Origin of the sequence: Herbaspirillum huttiense, from assembly GCF_004367745.1 — a bacterium.
Lineage (GTDB): Bacteria > Pseudomonadota > Gammaproteobacteria > Burkholderiales > Burkholderiaceae_D > Herbaspirillum > Herbaspirillum huttiense.
Genome location: NZ_CP037993.1, coordinates 4,079,160 through 4,096,431, shown reverse-complemented (window position 1 = coordinate 4,096,431; position 17,272 = coordinate 4,079,160). Strand labels below are relative to the sequence as shown.

The window sequence follows — 17,272 nt, the reverse complement described above, 5'->3', positions numbered from 1 at the left end:
CAGGCGGCATCCTGATGGAGAAATAGTCTTGCAATTGCTGGAACTGATCGAATCCACCCTCGCGGGCCTGGGCTACGAACTGGTTGAGTTCGAGAAGGCGCCGCGCGGTCTGGTGCGCGTCTTCATCGATTTCCCGTTCGACCCTGAAGCAGAAGAAGCGCGTTCGATCACTGTCGAGGATTGCGAGAAGGCGACGCATCAGTTGTTGCACGTCTTCACCGTGGAAAACGTGCTGTATGAACGCCTGGAAGTCTCCTCGCCCGGGCTGGACCGCCCCCTGAAGAAGTTCACTGACTTCGTGCGTTTCGTGGATTGCGAAGCCGTCGTCAAGTTGCGCGTGCCGCTGCCCGGCACGTCCAACCGCAAGACCTATGAAGGCGTGCTGCGCGAGCCGGAAGGCGAGGAACTGGTATTGGAATTTGAAGCAAACGATGGGTCGGCTGCCGTGTTGAATTTCACGCTGGCCGATGTGGATAAGGCACACCTGGTGCCGCAGGTCGATTTTAGGAGTCGCAAAGGATGAGTCGCGAAATTTTGTTGTTGGTCGATGCGCTGGCGCGCGAAAAGAACGTCGATAAGGAAGTCGTCTTCGGCGCATTGGAGCATGCGCTTGCGCAGGCTACCAAGAAGCGCTATGAAGGCGAGGTCGACATTCGCGTCTCGATCGATCGCGAAAGCGGCGAGTTCGAATCCTTCCGTCGCTGGCACGTGGTGCCCGACGAAGCCGGCCTGCAATTGCCTGACCAGGAAGTGCTGCTGTTCGAAGCCAAGGATCAATTCCCCGATATCGAAGTCGACGAATACATCGAAGATCCGATCGAGTCCGTCGAATTCGGCCGCCGTTTCGCGCAAGACACCAAGCAGGTGGTCCTGCAGCGCATCCGCGACGCCGAGCGCGAACAGATCCTGGCTGACTTCCTGGCCCGTGGCGATGCCCTGGTGACCGGCACCATCAAGCGCATGGAGCGCGGTGACGCCATCATCGAATCCGGCAAGATCGAAGCCCGCCTGCCGCGCGATCAGATGATCCCCAAGGAAAACCTGCGTATCGGCGACCGCGTGCGTGCCTACATCCTGCGTGTGGACCGCGGTGCCCGTGGCCCGCAGGTGATCCTGTCGCGCACCGCGCCGGAATTCATCATGAAGCTGTTCGAGCTGGAAGTGCCGGAAATCGAACAAGGCTCGCTGGAAATCAAGTCGGCTGCCCGTGACCCGGGCGTGCGCGCCAAGATCGCGGTCTACACCGCCGACAAGCGCATCGACCCCATCGGTACCTGCGTGGGCATGCGCGGTTCGCGCGTCCAGGCCGTGACCGGCGAACTGGGCGGCGAGCGCGTGGACATCGTGCTGTGGTCGGAAGACCCGGCACAGTTCGTCATCGGCGCACTGGCCCCGGCCAATGTGACCTCCATCGTGGTCGATGAAGAAAAACACGCCATGGATGTGGTGGTGGATGAAGAAAACCTCGCCATCGCCATCGGCCGTGGCGGCCAGAACGTGCGTCTGGCAGCCGAGCTGACCCGCTGGCAGATCAATATCATGACGGCCGAGGAATCGGCCGACAAGTCGGCGGCCGAGACCGCGCTGATCCGTACGCTGTTCATGGAAAAGCTCGATGTTGACCAGGAAGTGGCCGACATCCTGGTCGAGGAAGGTTTCTCGACCCTGGAAGAAATCGCCTACGTGCCGATCACCGAGATGCTGGAGATCGAATCGTTCGACGAAGAGACCGTCAATGAGCTGCGCAACCGCGCCCGCGACGCCCTGGTGACCGAAGCGATCGCCTCCGAAGAAGGCCTGGAAGGCATGGAAGAGGAGCTGATCAACTTCGAAGGCCTGGACCGTGTGCTGGCCGGCAAGCTGGGCCTGGCAGGCGTGAAGACGCTGCCGGCCTTCGCCGGCCTGGCTTATGACGAATTCGGCGCGATCCTGGCCCTGCCTTCCGAGCGCGCGCGCCAACTGATTGAAAATGCATTTGAAGATGTGACCGACGATGAAATGAAGCTCATCGATTCCAAATACGATGAGCGCGCCAAGGCCCTGCAGGCCAAGGCATGGAGCGCAGTCGAAGGCCGCTGAGAAGCGGAGCGTCTCCACATCATCTGCCGAGCCACATAGAAAAGAGGACTGAATGGCGAGTAACAACGTTGCCCAATTTGCCACCGAGCTCAAGATGCCCGCTGACCTGCTGCTGACCCAGCTGCGTTCGGCCGGTGTCGAGAAGAGCTCTGCATCCGACTCCCTGTCGAAAGAAGACAAGGACCGCCTGCTTGAACACCTGCGCCGTTCGCGCGGAGCCGCGCCGGAAGGCGAGAAGAAGAAGATCACGCTGACCCGCAAGGAAACCACCGAGATCAAGCAGGCCGATGCAACCGGCAAATCGCGCACGATCCAGGTGGAAGTGCGCAAGAAGCGCACCTTCATCAAGCGTGACGAGCCCGGTGCCGACGAGTCCGCAGCGCGTGCTGCGGCCCCTCAGCGCGACCCGGCCATCGAAGCGCAGGAACGTGAGCAGGAAGAGGCTCGCCGTCAGGCTGAACTGAAGGCCCAGCAAGAACGTCTGGCCCAGCTGGAGGCCGAACGCGCCGCCCAGGCCAAGGCTGCCGAGCTGGAACAGCAACGTGCCCGCGAAGAAGCCGAAGCCGAAGCCAAGCGCCAGGCTGCTGAAGCCGCCGCTGCGGCGGCCGAAGCCGAGAAGGCCAAGGCTGCTGCTGCGGCCAGCGCGAAGGCGCCCGCTGCGGCTGCCGCACCGGCCCCCGCCGTGGATCCGGCTGCGGAAGAAAAGAAGCGCGCTGCTGCTGAAGAAGCGAAGAAAAAGGCAGAAGCTGCCGCCAAGGAAGCCGCTGACCGTGCCGCCGCCGCTGACCGTGCGCGCAAGGCCGTGGAAGACGAAGTGGCCCAGATCAAGGCCATGATGAATGCGCCGCGTCGCGTTATCAAGGCACCGGAACCTGCACCGGCCCCGGCCAAGACTTCGGAAGGCACGCTGCACAAGCCGGCCACCGCGGCCAAGCCGGGTGAAAAGAAGGATGACAAGAAGCCCGCCGTGGCGGCAGACAAGAAGTCGATCAAGTCGGCCAATGTCTCCTCCACCTGGCAGGATGATGCCAAGAAGCGTGGTGCCGGCGGCATGAAGTCGCGTGGCGCCACCGGTGGTGGCGGCCGTGACGGCTGGCGTGCCGGCCCCAAGGGCCGTCGTCACTCGCATGGCGATGACCAGCGTGAAAGCAACTTCCAGGTGCCCACCGAAGCGGTGGTGCACGATGTCTACGTGCCCGAAACCATCACCGTGGCCGAAGTGGCCCACAAGATGGCGGTCAAGGCCTCCGAAGTCATCAAGCATCTGATGAAGCTGGGCCAGATGGTCACCATCAACCAGGTGCTGGATCAGGAAACCGCAATGATCGTGGTGGAAGAAATGGGCCACCGCGCCCACGCCGCCAAGCTGGACGATCCGGAAGCGCTGCTGGTCGAAGGCGAAGAACACGCCGACGCCGAAGCCACCCCGCGCGCACCGGTGGTCACCGTCATGGGTCACGTCGACCACGGCAAGACCTCGCTGCTGGACTACATCCGCCGCACCAAGGTGGCCTCGGGTGAAGCCGGTGGCATTACCCAGCACATTGGTGCCTACCACGTGGAAACCCCGCGCGGCATGATCACCTTCCTGGATACCCCGGGCCACGAGGCGTTCACCGCCATGCGTGCCCGTGGTGCCAAGGCCACCGACATCGTGATTCTGGTGGTGGCTGCCGACGACGGCGTCATGCCCCAGACCAAGGAAGCGATCGCCCACGCCAAGGCCGGCGGTGTACCGCTGGTGGTGGCCATCAACAAGATCGACAAGCCGGGTGCCAATCCCGACCGCGTCAAGCAGGAACTGATCGCCGAAGAAGTGGTGCCGGAAGAATACGGTGGCGATGCCCCGTTCATCCCCGTCTCCGCCAAGACCGGCGAAGGCATCGACTCGCTGCTGGAAAACGTCCTGCTGCAAGCCGAAGTGCTGGAACTGAAGGCGCCGGTGGACGTGCCGGCCCGTGGCCTGGTGATCGAAGCCAAGCTGGACAAGGGCCGCGGCCCGGTCGCCACGATCCTGGTGCAGTCCGGTACCCTGAAGCGCGGCGACGTCGTGCTGGCCGGTTCGGCCTACGGCCGTGTGCGTGCGATGCTGGACGAAAACGGCAAGAACATCGCCGAGGCAGGCCCGTCCCTGCCGGTGGAAATTCAGGGCCTGACCGAAGTGCCCTCCGCCGGTGAGGAAGTGGTGGTCATGACCGACGAGCGCAAGGCGCGCGAAATCGGCCTGTTCCGCCAGGGCAAGTTCCGCGACGTGAAGCTGGCCAAGCAACAGGCCGCCAAGCTGGAAAACATGTTCGACCAGATGACCGAAGGCGAGGTCAAGAACCTGCCGATGATCATCAAGACCGACGTGCAAGGTTCTCAGGAAGCCCTGGTGCAGTCGCTGCAGAAACTGTCGACCGCCGAAGTGCGCGTCCAGGTGGTGCACGCTGCAGTGGGTGGCATCAGCGAAAACGACGTCAACCTGGCCGTCGCTTCGAAGGCTGTCATCATCGGCTTCAACACCCGTGCCGATGCCTCGGCGCGCAAGCTGGCCGAAGCCGCTGGCGTGGACATCCGTTACTACAACATCATCTATGATGCGGTGGACGAGGTGAAGGCCGCGATGTCGGGCATGCTGTCCCCGGAAAAGCGCGAACAGGCGCTGGGCCTGGTGGAAATCCGCCAGGTGTTCGTGGTCAGCAAGGTTGGCTCGATCGCCGGCTGCTACGTGCTCGAAGGCCTGGTCAAGCGTGGCTCGCAAGTGCGCCTGCTGCGCAACAACGTGGTGGTGTGGACCGGCGAACTGGATTCGCTCAAGCGCTTCAAGGACGACGTCAAGGAAGTCAAGTCGGGCTTCGAGTGCGGTCTTTCGCTCAAGGGCTACAACGACATCGAAGTGGGCGATCAGCTCGAAATCTTCGAAGTCCAGGAAGTCGCCCGTACCCTGTAATGCAATACGCCGGCGTATCGTTCGCGATGCGCCGGCTTCACTGGCAAGATCCGTCGCAGCAACGCGGGAATCCTCCCGCCACGCCCTCGGCGGATTGTTTTTTTAAAGCATGGCAAAACACAGCAAATCCATTCCCGGACGCGGCTTGCGCGTCGCCGACCAGATCCAGCGGGACCTGTCGGAGTTGATCGCCTTCGAGCTGAAGGATCCGCGGGTGGGCATGATCACCATTACCGAAGTGCAGGTCACCCCGGACTACGCGCACGCCAAGGTCTTCTTCACCACGCTGGTGGACAACCCGGAGGCGATCAAGAATACCCTGGCCGGCCTGCGCAAGGCGGGCGGTTACCTGCGTACCCAGCTGGGCCGCAGGCTGACCATCCACACCCTGCCGGAACTGCATTTCGTGCACGACAACTCGACCGCACGCGGCATTGAAATGTCGCGCCTGATCGACGAAGCCAACGCCACCCGCGCCAAGGATTCGGACGACGAGGCTTGATGACGGGCGGTTCTTTTCCCGTTGCATTGCAGTTTTCTTCACACTTTTCACGCCGGTCTGCGTTTCCCTTCAGCGGGGCGTGGGCCGGTCTTGCATTTCATGGCCGACGATACGATGGCGGACATTGGTTCCGCTTTCCCTGAACCGCAGCAGCCGCGCGCCAAGCGCGGCCAGCAGGCCCGCACGCCGCGCCCCCCGCGCGTGCCGGTGCATGGCGTGCTGTTGCTGGACAAGCCGGTCGGCTTGTCCTCCAACGACGCCCTGATCCGCGCCAAGCGCATGCTCAATGCGCCCAAGGCGGGACACACCGGCACCCTGGATCCGTTCGCCACCGGGCTGTTGCCGCTGTGCTTCGGCGAAGCCACCAAGTTCTCGCAGGACTTGCTGGAAGCCGACAAGACTTACGAGGCCCTGGTCCACCTGGGTGTGCGCACCGATACCGGCGACACCGAAGGCCAGGTCCTCAGCGAGCGCGCCGTTGAGGTCAGCTTGTCGCAGATCGAAGCGGCGCTGGCGCAGTTCCGTGGCCCCATCAGCCAGGTGCCGCCCATGCACTCCGCCTTGAAGCGCGACGGCAAGCCCTTGTACGAATATGCGCGCGCCGGCATCACGCTGGAGCGCGAAGCCCGTAACGTCACCATCCACGCCCTGGAACTGCTGGACTATCAAGCCCCCATGCTGCGCATCCGCGTCACTTGCAGCAAAGGGACATATATCCGCGTGCTGGGTGAAGATATTGGCGAAGTACTGGGCTGTGGGGCGCACCTCAATGCCCTGAGACGCACTGGAGTCGGCGCTCTCACGCTCGATGGCGCAGTCACGCTGGAGACCTTCGACGCCGCCGCTGAGCTGGAGGCCCGCAAGGCCTTGCTGCTGCCGGTGGACGGCCTCTTGCGCAGCTTCCCGGCGGTGCAGCTCAGCGATGAACTGGCGCGCCGCTTCCTGCACGGCCAGCGCTTGCCGCTGGGCAAGGAAGGCGTGGCGGTGCCGGAGCAGACCGGCCGCGTGCGCGTCTATCGCAGTTCGGACGCCGCCTTGCTGGGCACCGGACTGTTGCAGGAATACGCCATCCTGGCCCCCGAAAGGCTGGTGTCCACCGCCTGAGGACAGATAGCGTCAAACGGCTCGCAGCCGAGCCTTGCGGGGTAGCCCGCAAGGCTCGGCAAGCCGTTGATAACACAGGTTTTTCCAAAGTTCATGCGTCGCAACATGCTATAATGCGCGCCTCCCGAGATTCGGCATTCCCAACCACATTCACCATGTCAAACAATATCCGCGCAATTCGCAACATCGCCATCATCGCCCACGTTGACCACGGCAAGACCACCCTGGTGGACCAGCTGCTGCGTCAGTCCGGCACCTTCCGCGACAACCAGCAAGTGGACAACCGCGTGATGGACTCCAACGACATCGAAAAGGAACGCGGCATCACCATCCTGTCGAAGAACTGCGCGGTGGAATACAAGGGCACCCACATCAACATCGTCGACACCCCGGGCCACGCCGACTTCGGCGGTGAGGTCGAGCGCGTGCTGTCGATGGTGGACTCGGTGCTGCTGCTGGTGGATGCGCAGGAAGGCCCGATGCCGCAGACCCGCTTCGTGACCCGCAAGGCACTGGCCCTGGGCCTGAAGCCCATCGTCGTCCTGAACAAGATCGACCGTCCGGGCGCACGCGCCGAGTGGGCCATCAACGCCACCTTCGAACTGTTCGACAAGCTGGGCGCCACCGAAGAGCAGCTGGACTTCCCCGTGATCTACGCCTCGGGCCTGAACGGCTACGCCAGCCTGGATCCGGAAACGCGCGAAGGCAACATGGAGCCGCTGTTCGACGCCATCCTGAAGTACGTCCCGGCCCGCAAGGATGACCCGGACGCGCCGCTGCAACTGCAGATCACCTCGCTGGAATACTCCTCCTACGTCGGCAAGATTGGCGTCGGCCGTATCCTGGCTGGCCGCGTCAAGGGCGGTCAGGACGTGGTGTGGATGAATGGTCCGGAAGACAAGCCGACCAAGGCCCGCATCAACCAGGTGCTGACCTTCAAGGGCCTGGAACGCGTGCTGGTCGATGAAGCCCTGGCTGGCGACATCGTGCTGATCAACGGTATCGAAGAAATCGGCATTGGCTCCACCATCTGTGCGCCGGATGCCCCCAACGGCCTGCCGATGCTGAAGGTCGACGAACCGACCCTGACCATGAACTTCATGGTCAACACCTCGCCGCTGGCTGGCCGCGAAGGCAAGTTCGTCACCACCCGCCAGATCCGCGACCGCCTGGAAAAGGAACTGAAGTCCAACATGGCGCTGCGCGTGGTGCAGGCCGAGAACGACGACTCGACCTACGAAGTGTCGGGCCGTGGTGAATTGCACCTGACCATCCTGATCGAAAACATGCGCCGTGAAGGCTTCGAGCTGGCCGTCTCGCGTCCGCGCGTGGTGTTCCGCATGGTCGACGGCGTGCGCGAAGAACCGTACGAAAACCTGACCGTCGATGTCGAAGAAACCCACCAGGGCGGCGTCATGGAAGAACTGGGCCGCCGCCGTGGCGACCTGCAGAACATGGAACCGGACGGCAAGGGCCGTGTGCGCCTGGAATACCACATCCCGGCGCGTGGCCTGATCGGTTTCCAGGGTGAATTCATGACCCTGACCCGCGGTACCGGCCTGATGAGCCACGTTTTCGACGACTACAAGCCGGTCGATACCACCAAGGGTGAACTGGCCGGCCGTCGCAACGGCGTGCTGATCTCCCAGGACGACGGCGCGGCCGTGGCCTACGCCCTGTGGAAGCTGCAGGATCGCGGCCGCATGTTCGTCAGCCACAACGACCCGGTGTATGAAGGCATGATCATCGGTATCCACTCGCGTGACAACGACCTGGTCGTCAACCCGATCAAGGGCAAGCAGCTGACCAACGTGCGCGCTTCCGGTACCGATGAAGCGGTCCGCCTGGTGCCGCCGATCGAACTGTCGCTGGAATACGCGGTGGAATTCATCGAAGACGACGAGCTGGTCGAAGTGACCCCGAAGAGCATCCGCCTGCGCAAGCGTCACCTGAAGGAACACGAGCGCAAGAAGGCGTCGCGCGAAGAATCCATTTGATTCGGTAGCAGGGAAGGGCAGTCCGTGAATGGACTGCCTGTAGTGGGGAGCGGGAAATGGCAGGCTGGGCTGGTGATGATATCTGGTTTGTGAATAACTGATATCAGCATAAAAAAGCAGACAGTCATGATGCACTGCCATATAGTTACATCTGTCTCCTCCAATTTCCTCCTAAAGAATTGGATTCAAGCCCGCAACTTCGGTTGTGGGCTTTTTTTTTGCCGTTCGGCGCGAAGGCTTGCTGCTGTGGGTGTCAGGCCTGCCGGGCGGGGGGAATGAAGCTATTTGCTTCCGTTCACCGGTGTGTGAGATGAACGTTTGTCCAAAATAGTTTGTGATGCGCTGTTTTTGTGCATTGCGAAATGACGGCTGCCGGATTGTGGTGCAGAATCGTGTCCGTTGTACGAAAAATCCTATCTCGAAGAGGATAGAGGGGACACCAGCCCGCAATGCGCAAGCCTTGCGGGCTTTCTATTTGCCGCTGCGGCTGATCCGGGGCGCCAGGAGGGGGATGTGAACCTTCCTTCGTCTCCTGCGCCGTACAGCCACCTGCCATCCGCTTTCCGGTGCGCATCCCAGAACCTTGAATGAAGCATTTCGTCAGTTTATGAAGAAAGCCCTGCCTCCGCGTACCCTGTCGGTCGCTCCGATGATGGACTGGACCGACCGCCACTGCCGCGTCTTCCATCGCCAGATCACCCGCCACACCTGGCTTTACACCGAGATGGTCACCACCGGTGCGCTGCTGCATGGGGATGTGCCGCGCCATCTGGATTTCGACGAGCAGGAACATCCGGTGGCCCTGCAGCTGGGCGGCAGCGAGCCGTCCGATCTGGCGCACAGCGCCAAACTGGGCGAGCAATGGGGCTATGACGAGATCAACCTGAACTGCGGTTGCCCGTCCGAGCGCGTCCAGAAGGGGGCTTTCGGCGCCTGCCTGATGGGCGAGCCCACGCTGGTGGCCGATTGCGTCAAAGCCATGAAGGATGCGGTCTCCATCGACGTGACCGTGAAGCACCGCATCGGCATCGATGACGTGCAATCCTATGAATTCGTGCGCGATTTCGTCGGCCAGATCGCCGAGGCCGGCTGCAAGACCTTCATCGTGCATGCCCGCAATGCCATCCTGAAGGGCCTGAGTCCCAAGGAAAATCGCGAGATCCCGCCGCTGAAGTATCACTACGCCTATCAGCTGAAGCAGGATTTCCCGGAGCTGGAAATCCTCATCAACGGCGGTATCAAGACCCTGCCCGAGATCGATGAGCATTTGAAGCATGTGGACGGCGTCATGCTGGGCCGCGAGGCGTATCACAACCCCTATCTGATGGCGACCTTCGATGCCCGCTACTACGGTGATCTGGACGGCGGCCGCCAGCCCAGCCGGGCCGAGGTGATCGAGGCCATGTTGCCCTACATCAAGCGCCAGCTGGAATTGCACGGTGACAATGGCCGCGGCCTGCGTTTGAACAGCATCACCCGTCATATGCTGGGCCTGCTGACCGGCATGCCAGGCGCGCGCGCTTTCCGCCAAACCTTGTCGGATTCCAAGCGCCTGGCCCTGGGCGACCCGGCTCTGTTGCTGGAAGCGCTGCAACGCACGCAGGCGGCCCAGGCGGCACAAATCGCCTGAATGGCCTGAATCGCCGGATTGGCGTAATTGGCCAGCGGAAGAGGCCCGCAATCCTTTAAAATAGCGGGTTCCAATTGGGAAAAGAGCGCGAACATGCCACTTGCTACAACCGAAGAAATCGTCGCCGAACTCCGTGCCGGCCGCATGGTGATTCTGGTCGATGAAGAAGACCGCGAAAACGAAGGAGACCTGGTGCTGGCCACCGACTTCGTCACGCCCGAAGCCATCAATTTCATGGTCACGCATGCGCGTGGCCTGGTCTGCCTGACGCTGACCGAAGAGCACGTGGACCAGCTCGACCTGCCGCTGATGGCCACCCGCAACGGCACGCCCTACGGCACCAATTTCACCGTCTCCATCGAGGCTGCGGAAGGCGTGACTACCGGCATCTCCGCCGCCGACCGCGCGCGCACCATCCAGGTAGCCGCCTCCAAGGGCGCCAAGCCGTCGGATCTGGTGCAGCCGGGCCACATCTTCCCGCTGCGCGCACAAAAGGGCGGGGTGCTGATGCGCGCCGGCCACACCGAAGCCGGTTGCGACCTCACTGCCATGGCCGGCCTGACGCCTGCTTCCGTGATCTGCGAGATCCTGAAGGATGACGGCACCATGGCGCGCCTGCCGGACCTGCTGGAGTTCGCCGAAAAACACAAACTGAAGATCGGTACCATCGCCGACCTGATCCATTACCGCAGCCGCAACGAAAGCATCATCGAGCGCGTGGCCGAGCGCGAGATGCAGACTGCCCACGGCAGCTTCAAGGCCATCGCCTACCGCGACACCCCCTCGGGCGGTGCGCACCTGGCGCTGGTGCGTGGCGACATCCAGCCCGGCCGCGAAACCCTGGTGCGCGTGCACCAGCCGGTCTCCATCCTGGACCTGCTCGAAGCCGGCGTGACCACTCACTCGTGGAACCTGGCCGCCGCCATGAAGGCGGTGCAGGAAGCCGAGTCCGGCGTGATCGTGCTGCTCAACTGTGAAGAATCGGCGCAGCAGATGTTCGACCAGTTCGGCGCACTCAACAAGGTCGGCACGCCCGAGGCCGCCAAGCCCAGCCGCGCGGACCGAATGGACCTGCGCACCTATGGTATCGGCGCGCAGATCCTGAGGGATCTCGGCGTCTGCAAGATGAAGCTGCTGGCCAGCCCGCGCAAGATGCCGTCGATGACCGGCTTCCAGCTGGAAGTGACCGGTTACCAGGCACGCGAAAGTGCGTGAGCGCCCGGCTCAGGCTATCAAGAATTACGCAAGTCAACCTATCAAGAAGGAACAGCCATGACCATCGGAACCTATGAACCAGACTTCAATGGCGAGAGCTTGCGCATCGGTATCGTCCAGGCGCGCTTCAACGAAGACGTCTGCCACGGCCTGCTGGCCGCCTGCCTGGCTGAGCTGAAGCACCTCGGCGTGGCCGACGAGGACATCCTGCACGTGACCGTGCCAGGTGCCCTGGAAATCCCCCTGGCGCTGCAGAAGATGGCCGAGACCGAACAGTTCGACGCCCTGATCGCCCTGGGTGCCGTCATCCGTGGCGAGACCTATCACTTCGAGCTGGTCTCCAACGAATCCGGTGCCGGCATCACCCGCATCGGCTTGGATTTCGGCCTGCCCATCGCCAACGCCGTGCTGACCACCGAGAACGACGAGCAAGCCGAAGTCCGCATGGCCGAGAAGGGCGCTGACGCGGCCCGCGTGGCGGTGGAGATGGCCAACCTGTCCATCGTGCTGGAAGAACTCGGCCAGGCCACCGAAGAAGAATAATTCACGGGCAGTGGCGGGATGCACATCCCGCTGCCGCCCCCCGCCGGCCCGCGCCGGCACTCGCATTCATTTGTTTCAGTTATCCAAGGCTCAGGCCGCATTCATCATGTCGAACAAAACTCCACACGCCAATTCGAACAAGAACCGCACCCCGCGCCACCGCGCGCGCGAGTTTGCGTTGCAGGGCTTGTACCAGTGGCTGCTCAACCACGAGGACGCGGGTGCCATCGAAGCCCACATCCGCGAAGCCCACGGTTTCGACAAGGCCGACGCTGAACACTTCGATACCCTGCTCACCGGCGCCATCCGTGACGCCGAAAAGCTGCGTGCGGCGCTGGAGCCACTGATCGACCGTCCCATCAAGGAGCTGTCGCCGGTGGAACACGCCGCGCTGCTGATCGGTGCTTACGAGCTGCAGAACCACATCGAGATCCCCTACAAGGTGGTCATCAACGAAGCCGTTGAACTGACCAAGTCCTTCGGCGGCATCGATGGCCACAAGTACGTCAACGGCGTGCTGGACCGTTTCGCGGCCCAGGCTCGCGCCACCGAAGTGGAAGCGGCCGGTCGCCGCTGACCGGCTCCGTGCCGGCGCTTTGCTCGTTTTTTGGACGGCACCGCAGAGGCGGTCGCCGTCTTCTCTTTTTTTGCCCATGTTGTCTGGAATTAGCGCATGAACCTGAACCAGCTTGCTTCACGTTTGCAGCACATCGCTCCCTTCCATGTGATGGAATTGTCCAAGAAGGCCGATATCCTGGCCCAGCAGGGACGTGACCTGATCCACATGGGCATCGGCGAGCCCGATTTCACCGCGCCGCCCGCCGTGGTCGAGGCCGCTACCCGCGCCATGGCCGAAGGCAAGATGCAGTACACCTCGGCCACCGGCCTGCCGGCCCTGCGTACGGCCATCTCGCAGCACTATCGCAGCGTCTACGGCCTGGAGATCGCGCCGGAACGCATCGTCATCACCGCCGGGGCCTCGGCCGCGCTGTTGCTGGCCTGTGCCGCGCTGGTGGAGCGCGACAGCGAAGTCCTGATGCCCGACCCCAGCTATCCCTGCAACCGCCATTTCGTGGCGGCCTTCGAGGGACGCGCCAAGCTCATCGCCAGCGGGCCGGAACATCGCTTCCAGCTGTCGGCGCAGATGGTGCGCGAGCACTGGGGTGACAAGACGCGCGGCGTGCTGCTGGCTTCGCCTTCCAATCCCACCGGCACGTCCATCGAACCTGATGAGTTGCGCGCAATCCTGGGCGAAGTACGCCAGCGCGGCGGCTTTACCATCGTCGATGAGATCTACCAGGGCTTGTCCTATGAAGGTGCGCCGTTCTCGGCGCTGTCGCTGGGCGAGGACGTGGTGGTCATCAACAGCTTCTCCAAGTATTTCAACATGACCGGCTGGCGCCTGGGTTGGCTGGTGCTGCCGCCGGCCCTGGTGCCGCAGGTCGAGAAGCTGGCGCAGAACCTGCTGATCTGTGCATCCTCGATTGCCCAGCATGCCGCCGTGGCCTGCTTTACACCCGAGACCCTGGCCATCTACGAAGAACGCAAGGCCGAGTTCAAGCGCCGTCGCGACTACATCGTGCCGGCGCTGGAAAGCCTGGGCTTCACGGTACCGGTCGTTCCCGACGGTGCCTTCTATGTTTATGCTGATTGCAGCGCGCTGTCCGACGATGCCGACCAGCTCAGCCTGGACATGCTCAACGAGGCCGGTGTGGTGCTGGTGCCGGGGCTGGATTTCGGGCCCTTCACGGCGCGCCGCTACATCCGCCTGTCCTATGCGACCTCGATGGAAAAGCTGCAGGAAGCCGTAGCGCGTCTGCGTGTGTTCTTCGACGGACGTCGCAAGGCGGCCTGAAGCACGGAACGAGAAGACGCAAAAAAAAAGGAGCCCGAGGGCTCCTTTTTTCATGCGTTCTGAATACCGGTAATATTCACATCGCAACACGCCAAACTGCACAAACAATATTACAGGGCAGCGAGTTGTTCTTCCGTCTTGGGCTTGGCCGCCGAGGCTACGTTGTTGGCCGTTGGCTTCGGCTGATCGGCGCTGGCCGACACACCCGAGGCCGGCGGCAGCTTGACGGTGGCCGTGGTGTAGATGGAGACGTTCTTGCCCATCGCCACTTGCTTCAGGTTCTGGTACTCGGACAGCACCTTGATCCCGTAACCACCATCATTGGCCATGTCGGCAGCACCCACGTAGCTCTTCAGGCCGGCTTCCACCGAACCGCCACGGGTGACATATTCCTTCAGGATCTGCGAACCGACACGGATGTTGGCCACCGGATTGAGGGCCGCCTTGATGCCGCCCAGTTCCTGGAATTTGTCGTGGTGCACCTTGGACATCACCTGCATCAGGCCCTGCGCACCCATCGGGCTTTCGGCGAAGGGATTGAAGCGCGATTCGATGGCGATCACCGACAGGATCAGCAGCGGATCGAGCTTGATGTCGCGCGCCGTCAGGTAAGCCGCCGACACCAGCATGTCAGCCGCATCGCTGGCTACGCGATAGCGCTTGGCCAGCCAGTTGGTCACCAGCTTCTGCTGGCGCGGATTGCCGATCAACTGGCGTTCCTCAGGCGACAGGGCCTGGGTGGGTGCGGTTGCCGTAGCCTGTTGCACCGAGCTGGCAGCCGCTGCGCCCGCCAGGGCGCTCACGGTAGCCACCGGTGCAGTGGGTGCCATCAGGTCAGCCAGGGCCGGAGCGGCGGGAGCTTCGGCTTCCGCGACCTCTTCAGCAGCATCCGAGAAGGGCGACATGCTGATCAGCTTGTCGGCCAGGTCGGGGTTGAAGAACATCAGGCCCAGTACGAACAGCGCGGCGATGCCGAGTATCGTCAGCAGACGATGGGCGATGCCGAAAAATTGAGCAATGCGCGGGTTCCCGGAGAGATTCCGGAAATCCACGCGGCGAACCATCTGCGAGGTGCCCGCTAAAGGCGCCTCGGAAGCTTGGTTGGACATTGAACCTCCTGCGTTATTGCGGCAAAAACAGGGCGCGCCTGGCCAAGAAGTGAAGACCAAACGGCTGAACTGTCGTCGCTGCAATCTATTACGTTACCGTCGCAAGGCGTTACGGCAAGGCCATCCGCGAGGCCTGCTGGCCCTGCCGTCGGATGGCATGTTTCGGGGGGTAGGGCTGACGCCCTGGACACACTTCTTGAGTTGCTGGGACCCCGGATCCCTGGATACCTTGCTTGGCTCGACTGTTTTCGATCAAGCCTCTACGAGCCCACGGCTCACCTCTTCGGTTTAGAGTGGGCGCATTGTAGAAGCCACTTTATATCGAGTCAATACTATGAAAATAGTTCTTTATAACTTTTGTGTATCATATTGCGCGTGGCCTTCCTTCAAAAATCAATAGAATCAAGCGTTTGCCGGGGTTACTTGAGCCGGCTGTGATGCAAAAAGAAATTTGTTAAAAAGTATGAAATACACTGATTTACGCGATTTTATTTCTCAGTTGCAACAAAAAGGTGAGCTCAAGCGTGTCTCGCACCCGGTGTCGTCACATCTGGAGATGACCGAAATCGCCGACCGCACCCTCCGTGCGGAAGGTCCGGCGCTCCTTTTTGAGCAGGTCGACAAGAAAAATATCCCGGTGTTAGCGAATCTTTTCGGTACACCGCATCGTGTCGCCCTGGGAATGGGGGCCGACAGCATCAGCGAACTGCGCCGTATCGGCCATCTGCTGGCGCGCCTGAAGGAGCCTGAGCCGCCCAAGGGCATCAAGGATGTGCTGGATCTGGGCGGGCTGGTGAAGTCGCTGTGGGACATGGCCCCCAAGGAGCGCGGCTCCGCTCCTTGCCAGGATGTGGTGTGGGAAGGCAGCGATGTGGATTTGTCGCGCTTGCCGATCCAGCACTGCTGGCCGGGCGACGTCGCACCGCTCATCACCTGGGGCCTGGTCATCACCAAGGGCCCGAACAAGAAGCGCCAGAACCTGGGCATCTATCGCCAGCAGGTGTTGGGGCCGAACAAGGTCATCATGCGCTGGCTGGCCCATCGCGGCGGTGCGCTGGACTTCCGTGAGCACTGCATTGCCAACCCCGGCAAGCCCTATCCGATCGCCGTGGCCTTGGGGGCCGATCCCGCCACTATATTAGGTGCAGTCACGCCGGTGCCGGACAGCCTCTCCGAATACCAGTTCGCCGGCCTGCTGCGCGGCAGCCGCACCGAGCTGGTCAAGGCCATGGGCAGCGATTTGCGCGTGCCGGCCTCGGCCGAGATCGTGCTGGAAGGGCATATCTATCCGGATGAAAAACACGCGTCGGGATTCGAGCATGCGCTTGAAGGTCCGTATGGCGATCACACCGGTTACTACAATGAGCAGGACTGGTTCCCGGTCTTCACCATCGACCGCATCACCATGCGGCGCGATGCCATCTATCACTCCACCTATACCGGCAAACCGCCCGATGAGCCGGCCGTGCTGGGTGTGGCGTTGAATGAAGTTTTCGTCCCGCTGCTGCAGAAGCAGTTCGCCGAAATCACCGATTTCTACTTACCGCCGGAGGGATGCAGCTATCGCATGGCCGTGGTGCAGATGAAGAAATCTTACGCCGGCCACGCCAAGCGCGTGATGTTCGGGGTCTGGAGTTTCCTGCGCCAGTTCATGTACACCAAGTTCATCGTGGTGGTCGATGAGGATGTCGATATCCGCGACTGGAAGGAAGTGATCTGGGCCATCACCACCCGCGTGGACCCGGTGCGCGATACCGTCATGGTGGACAACACCCCCATCGATTACCTGGACTTCGCCTCGCCCATCAGCGGCCTGGGCAGCAAGATGGGCATCGATGCCACCAACAAGTGGCCGGGTGAAACCAGCCGGGAATGGGGCACGCCCATCGTGATGAGTGACGATGTGAAGAAACGTGTCGATGCCATCTGGCAGGACCTGGGTATCTGAGCGGGTAGGGCGCACACGCCGTTGGATGCGGCCATCGCAGAAGTGAAGCTTCAGGCAAAAAGCCGCGTAAATTGTTTAATCAATTTGCGCGGCTTTTCACTTTCTGATGCACTGCAATGATTTCTCTGGCGGCCAGTGTGTGATCTGGGATACAATGCACCCCGGCGGGCCCCTGCGCATTGTGGCATGGTCAACCTGGTCAGGTCGGGAACGAAGCAGCCACAGCCATTTCCCGCAAGTGCCGCAGACAAGGCTCGCCTCTTATCTCTCTTCTGTTTCTTCTTCTGTTGTTCCTGCAGGTCCTCCCTCTCGCTTTGCCTCTTTCGTTGTCGTCCCTGTAGTGTCGTCATTGCGCGAT

The 17,272-nt window shown here is 62.0% G+C and carries 13 protein-coding genes and 1 other RNA gene; 13 read left to right on the top strand and 1 reads right to left on the bottom strand.

Annotated elements, in window-relative coordinates; translation table 11 throughout:
* Positions 1-28 precede the first annotated feature (28 nt).
* The 11 genes from rimP (at position 29) to E2K99_RS18255 (ending at position 13,857) form a co-directional block, all read left to right on the top strand.
* Entirely contained in the window at positions 29-523 is a 495-nt protein-coding gene (gene rimP / locus E2K99_RS18305) for a ribosome maturation factor RimP (protein ID WP_034334451.1), read from the top strand.
* Entirely contained in the window at positions 520-2,079 is a 1,560-nt protein-coding gene (gene nusA / locus E2K99_RS18300) for a transcription termination factor NusA (protein ID WP_088756291.1), read from the top strand. The genes rimP and nusA overlap by 4 nt, the downstream gene beginning before the upstream one ends.
* Before the next feature lie 52 nt (positions 2,080-2,131).
* Complete coding sequence (gene infB, locus E2K99_RS18295; protein WP_088756290.1) at positions 2,132-5,011, top strand: translation initiation factor IF-2; 2,880 nt, start codon at positions 2,132-2,134, stop codon at positions 5,009-5,011.
* Between the two features lie 109 nt (positions 5,012-5,120).
* On the top strand, positions 5,121-5,513 hold the full coding sequence (gene rbfA / locus E2K99_RS18290) for a 30S ribosome-binding factor RbfA (protein ID WP_013235544.1): 393 nt from the start codon (positions 5,121-5,123) through the stop codon (positions 5,511-5,513).
* Between the two features lie 99 nt (positions 5,514-5,612).
* Entirely contained in the window at positions 5,613-6,617 is a 1,005-nt protein-coding gene (gene truB / locus E2K99_RS18285; protein ID WP_134223126.1) for a tRNA pseudouridine(55) synthase TruB, read from the top strand.
* Positions 6,618-6,772: 155 nt separating this feature from the next.
* Positions 6,773-8,614 (top strand): translational GTPase TypA, encoded by a 1,842-nt coding sequence (gene typA, locus E2K99_RS18280; RefSeq protein WP_008331395.1) that lies wholly within the window; start codon positions 6,773-6,775, stop codon positions 8,612-8,614.
* A gap of 649 nt (positions 8,615-9,263) precedes the next feature.
* A complete protein-coding gene (gene dusA, locus E2K99_RS18275; RefSeq protein WP_240733924.1) occupies positions 9,264-10,244 on the top strand; it encodes a tRNA dihydrouridine(20/20a) synthase DusA in 981 nt (326 codons plus the stop codon).
* Between the two features lie 93 nt (positions 10,245-10,337).
* Positions 10,338-11,459, top strand: a complete 1,122-nt coding sequence (gene ribBA, locus E2K99_RS18270; protein ID WP_134223124.1) for a bifunctional 3,4-dihydroxy-2-butanone-4-phosphate synthase/GTP cyclohydrolase II — start codon at positions 10,338-10,340, stop codon at positions 11,457-11,459.
* A 57-nt stretch (positions 11,460-11,516) separates the two neighbouring features.
* Positions 11,517-12,002, top strand: coding sequence for a 6,7-dimethyl-8-ribityllumazine synthase (ribH, locus tag E2K99_RS18265; RefSeq protein WP_006465461.1), 486 nt, complete (start codon positions 11,517-11,519; stop codon positions 12,000-12,002).
* A gap of 106 nt (positions 12,003-12,108) precedes the next feature.
* Positions 12,109-12,579, top strand: a complete 471-nt coding sequence (gene nusB, locus E2K99_RS18260; RefSeq protein ID WP_034337125.1) for a transcription antitermination factor NusB — start codon at positions 12,109-12,111, stop codon at positions 12,577-12,579.
* A 96-nt stretch (positions 12,580-12,675) separates the two neighbouring features.
* Positions 12,676-13,857 (top strand): pyridoxal phosphate-dependent aminotransferase, encoded by a 1,182-nt coding sequence (locus E2K99_RS18255; RefSeq protein WP_034337122.1) that lies wholly within the window; start codon positions 12,676-12,678, stop codon positions 13,855-13,857.
* A 110-nt stretch (positions 13,858-13,967) separates the two neighbouring features.
* Here the strand turns inward: E2K99_RS18255 and E2K99_RS18250 are convergent, their stop codons facing one another.
* Positions 13,968-14,966: a lytic transglycosylase domain-containing protein gene (locus E2K99_RS18250; RefSeq protein ID WP_134223123.1), complete on the bottom strand. Its 999-nt coding sequence runs from the start codon at positions 14,964-14,966 to the stop codon at positions 13,968-13,970.
* A 463-nt stretch (positions 14,967-15,429) separates the two neighbouring features.
* Here E2K99_RS18250 and ubiD point away from each other — a divergent pair, with 463 nt between their 5' ends.
* Both ubiD and ffs read left to right on the top strand, forming a co-directional pair.
* Entirely contained in the window at positions 15,430-16,914 is a 1,485-nt protein-coding gene (gene ubiD, locus E2K99_RS18245; RefSeq protein WP_134223122.1) for a 4-hydroxy-3-polyprenylbenzoate decarboxylase, read from the top strand.
* 163 nt (positions 16,915-17,077) lie between these two features.
* An RNA gene (gene ffs / locus E2K99_RS18240) (signal recognition particle sRNA small type) lies at positions 17,078-17,176 on the top strand.
* Positions 17,177-17,272 lie beyond the last annotated feature (96 nt).

Coding starts and splice junctions, on each gene's coding strand:
- rbfA (WP_013235544.1), top strand. CDS start 5,121: ATGGCAAAACACAGCAAATCCATTCCCGGACGCGGCTTGCGCGTCGCC.
- ribBA (WP_134223124.1), top strand. CDS start 10,338: ATGCCACTTGCTACAACCGAAGAAATCGTCGCCGAACTCCGTGCCGGC.
- ubiD (WP_134223122.1), top strand. CDS start 15,430: ATGAAATACACTGATTTACGCGATTTTATTTCTCAGTTGCAACAAAAA.
- dusA (WP_240733924.1), top strand. CDS start 9,264: ATGATGGACTGGACCGACCGCCACTGCCGCGTCTTCCATCGCCAGATC.
- infB (WP_088756290.1), top strand. CDS start 2,132: ATGGCGAGTAACAACGTTGCCCAATTTGCCACCGAGCTCAAGATGCCC.
- E2K99_RS18250 (WP_134223123.1), bottom strand. CDS start 14,966: ATGTCCAACCAAGCTTCCGAGGCGCCTTTAGCGGGCACCTCGCAGATG.
- ribH (WP_006465461.1), top strand. CDS start 11,517: ATGACCATCGGAACCTATGAACCAGACTTCAATGGCGAGAGCTTGCGC.
- E2K99_RS18255 (WP_034337122.1), top strand. CDS start 12,676: ATGAACCTGAACCAGCTTGCTTCACGTTTGCAGCACATCGCTCCCTTC.
- nusB (WP_034337125.1), top strand. CDS start 12,109: ATGTCGAACAAAACTCCACACGCCAATTCGAACAAGAACCGCACCCCG.
- nusA (WP_088756291.1), top strand. CDS start 520: ATGAGTCGCGAAATTTTGTTGTTGGTCGATGCGCTGGCGCGCGAAAAG.
- truB (WP_134223126.1), top strand. CDS start 5,613: ATGGCCGACGATACGATGGCGGACATTGGTTCCGCTTTCCCTGAACCG.
- typA (WP_008331395.1), top strand. CDS start 6,773: ATGTCAAACAATATCCGCGCAATTCGCAACATCGCCATCATCGCCCAC.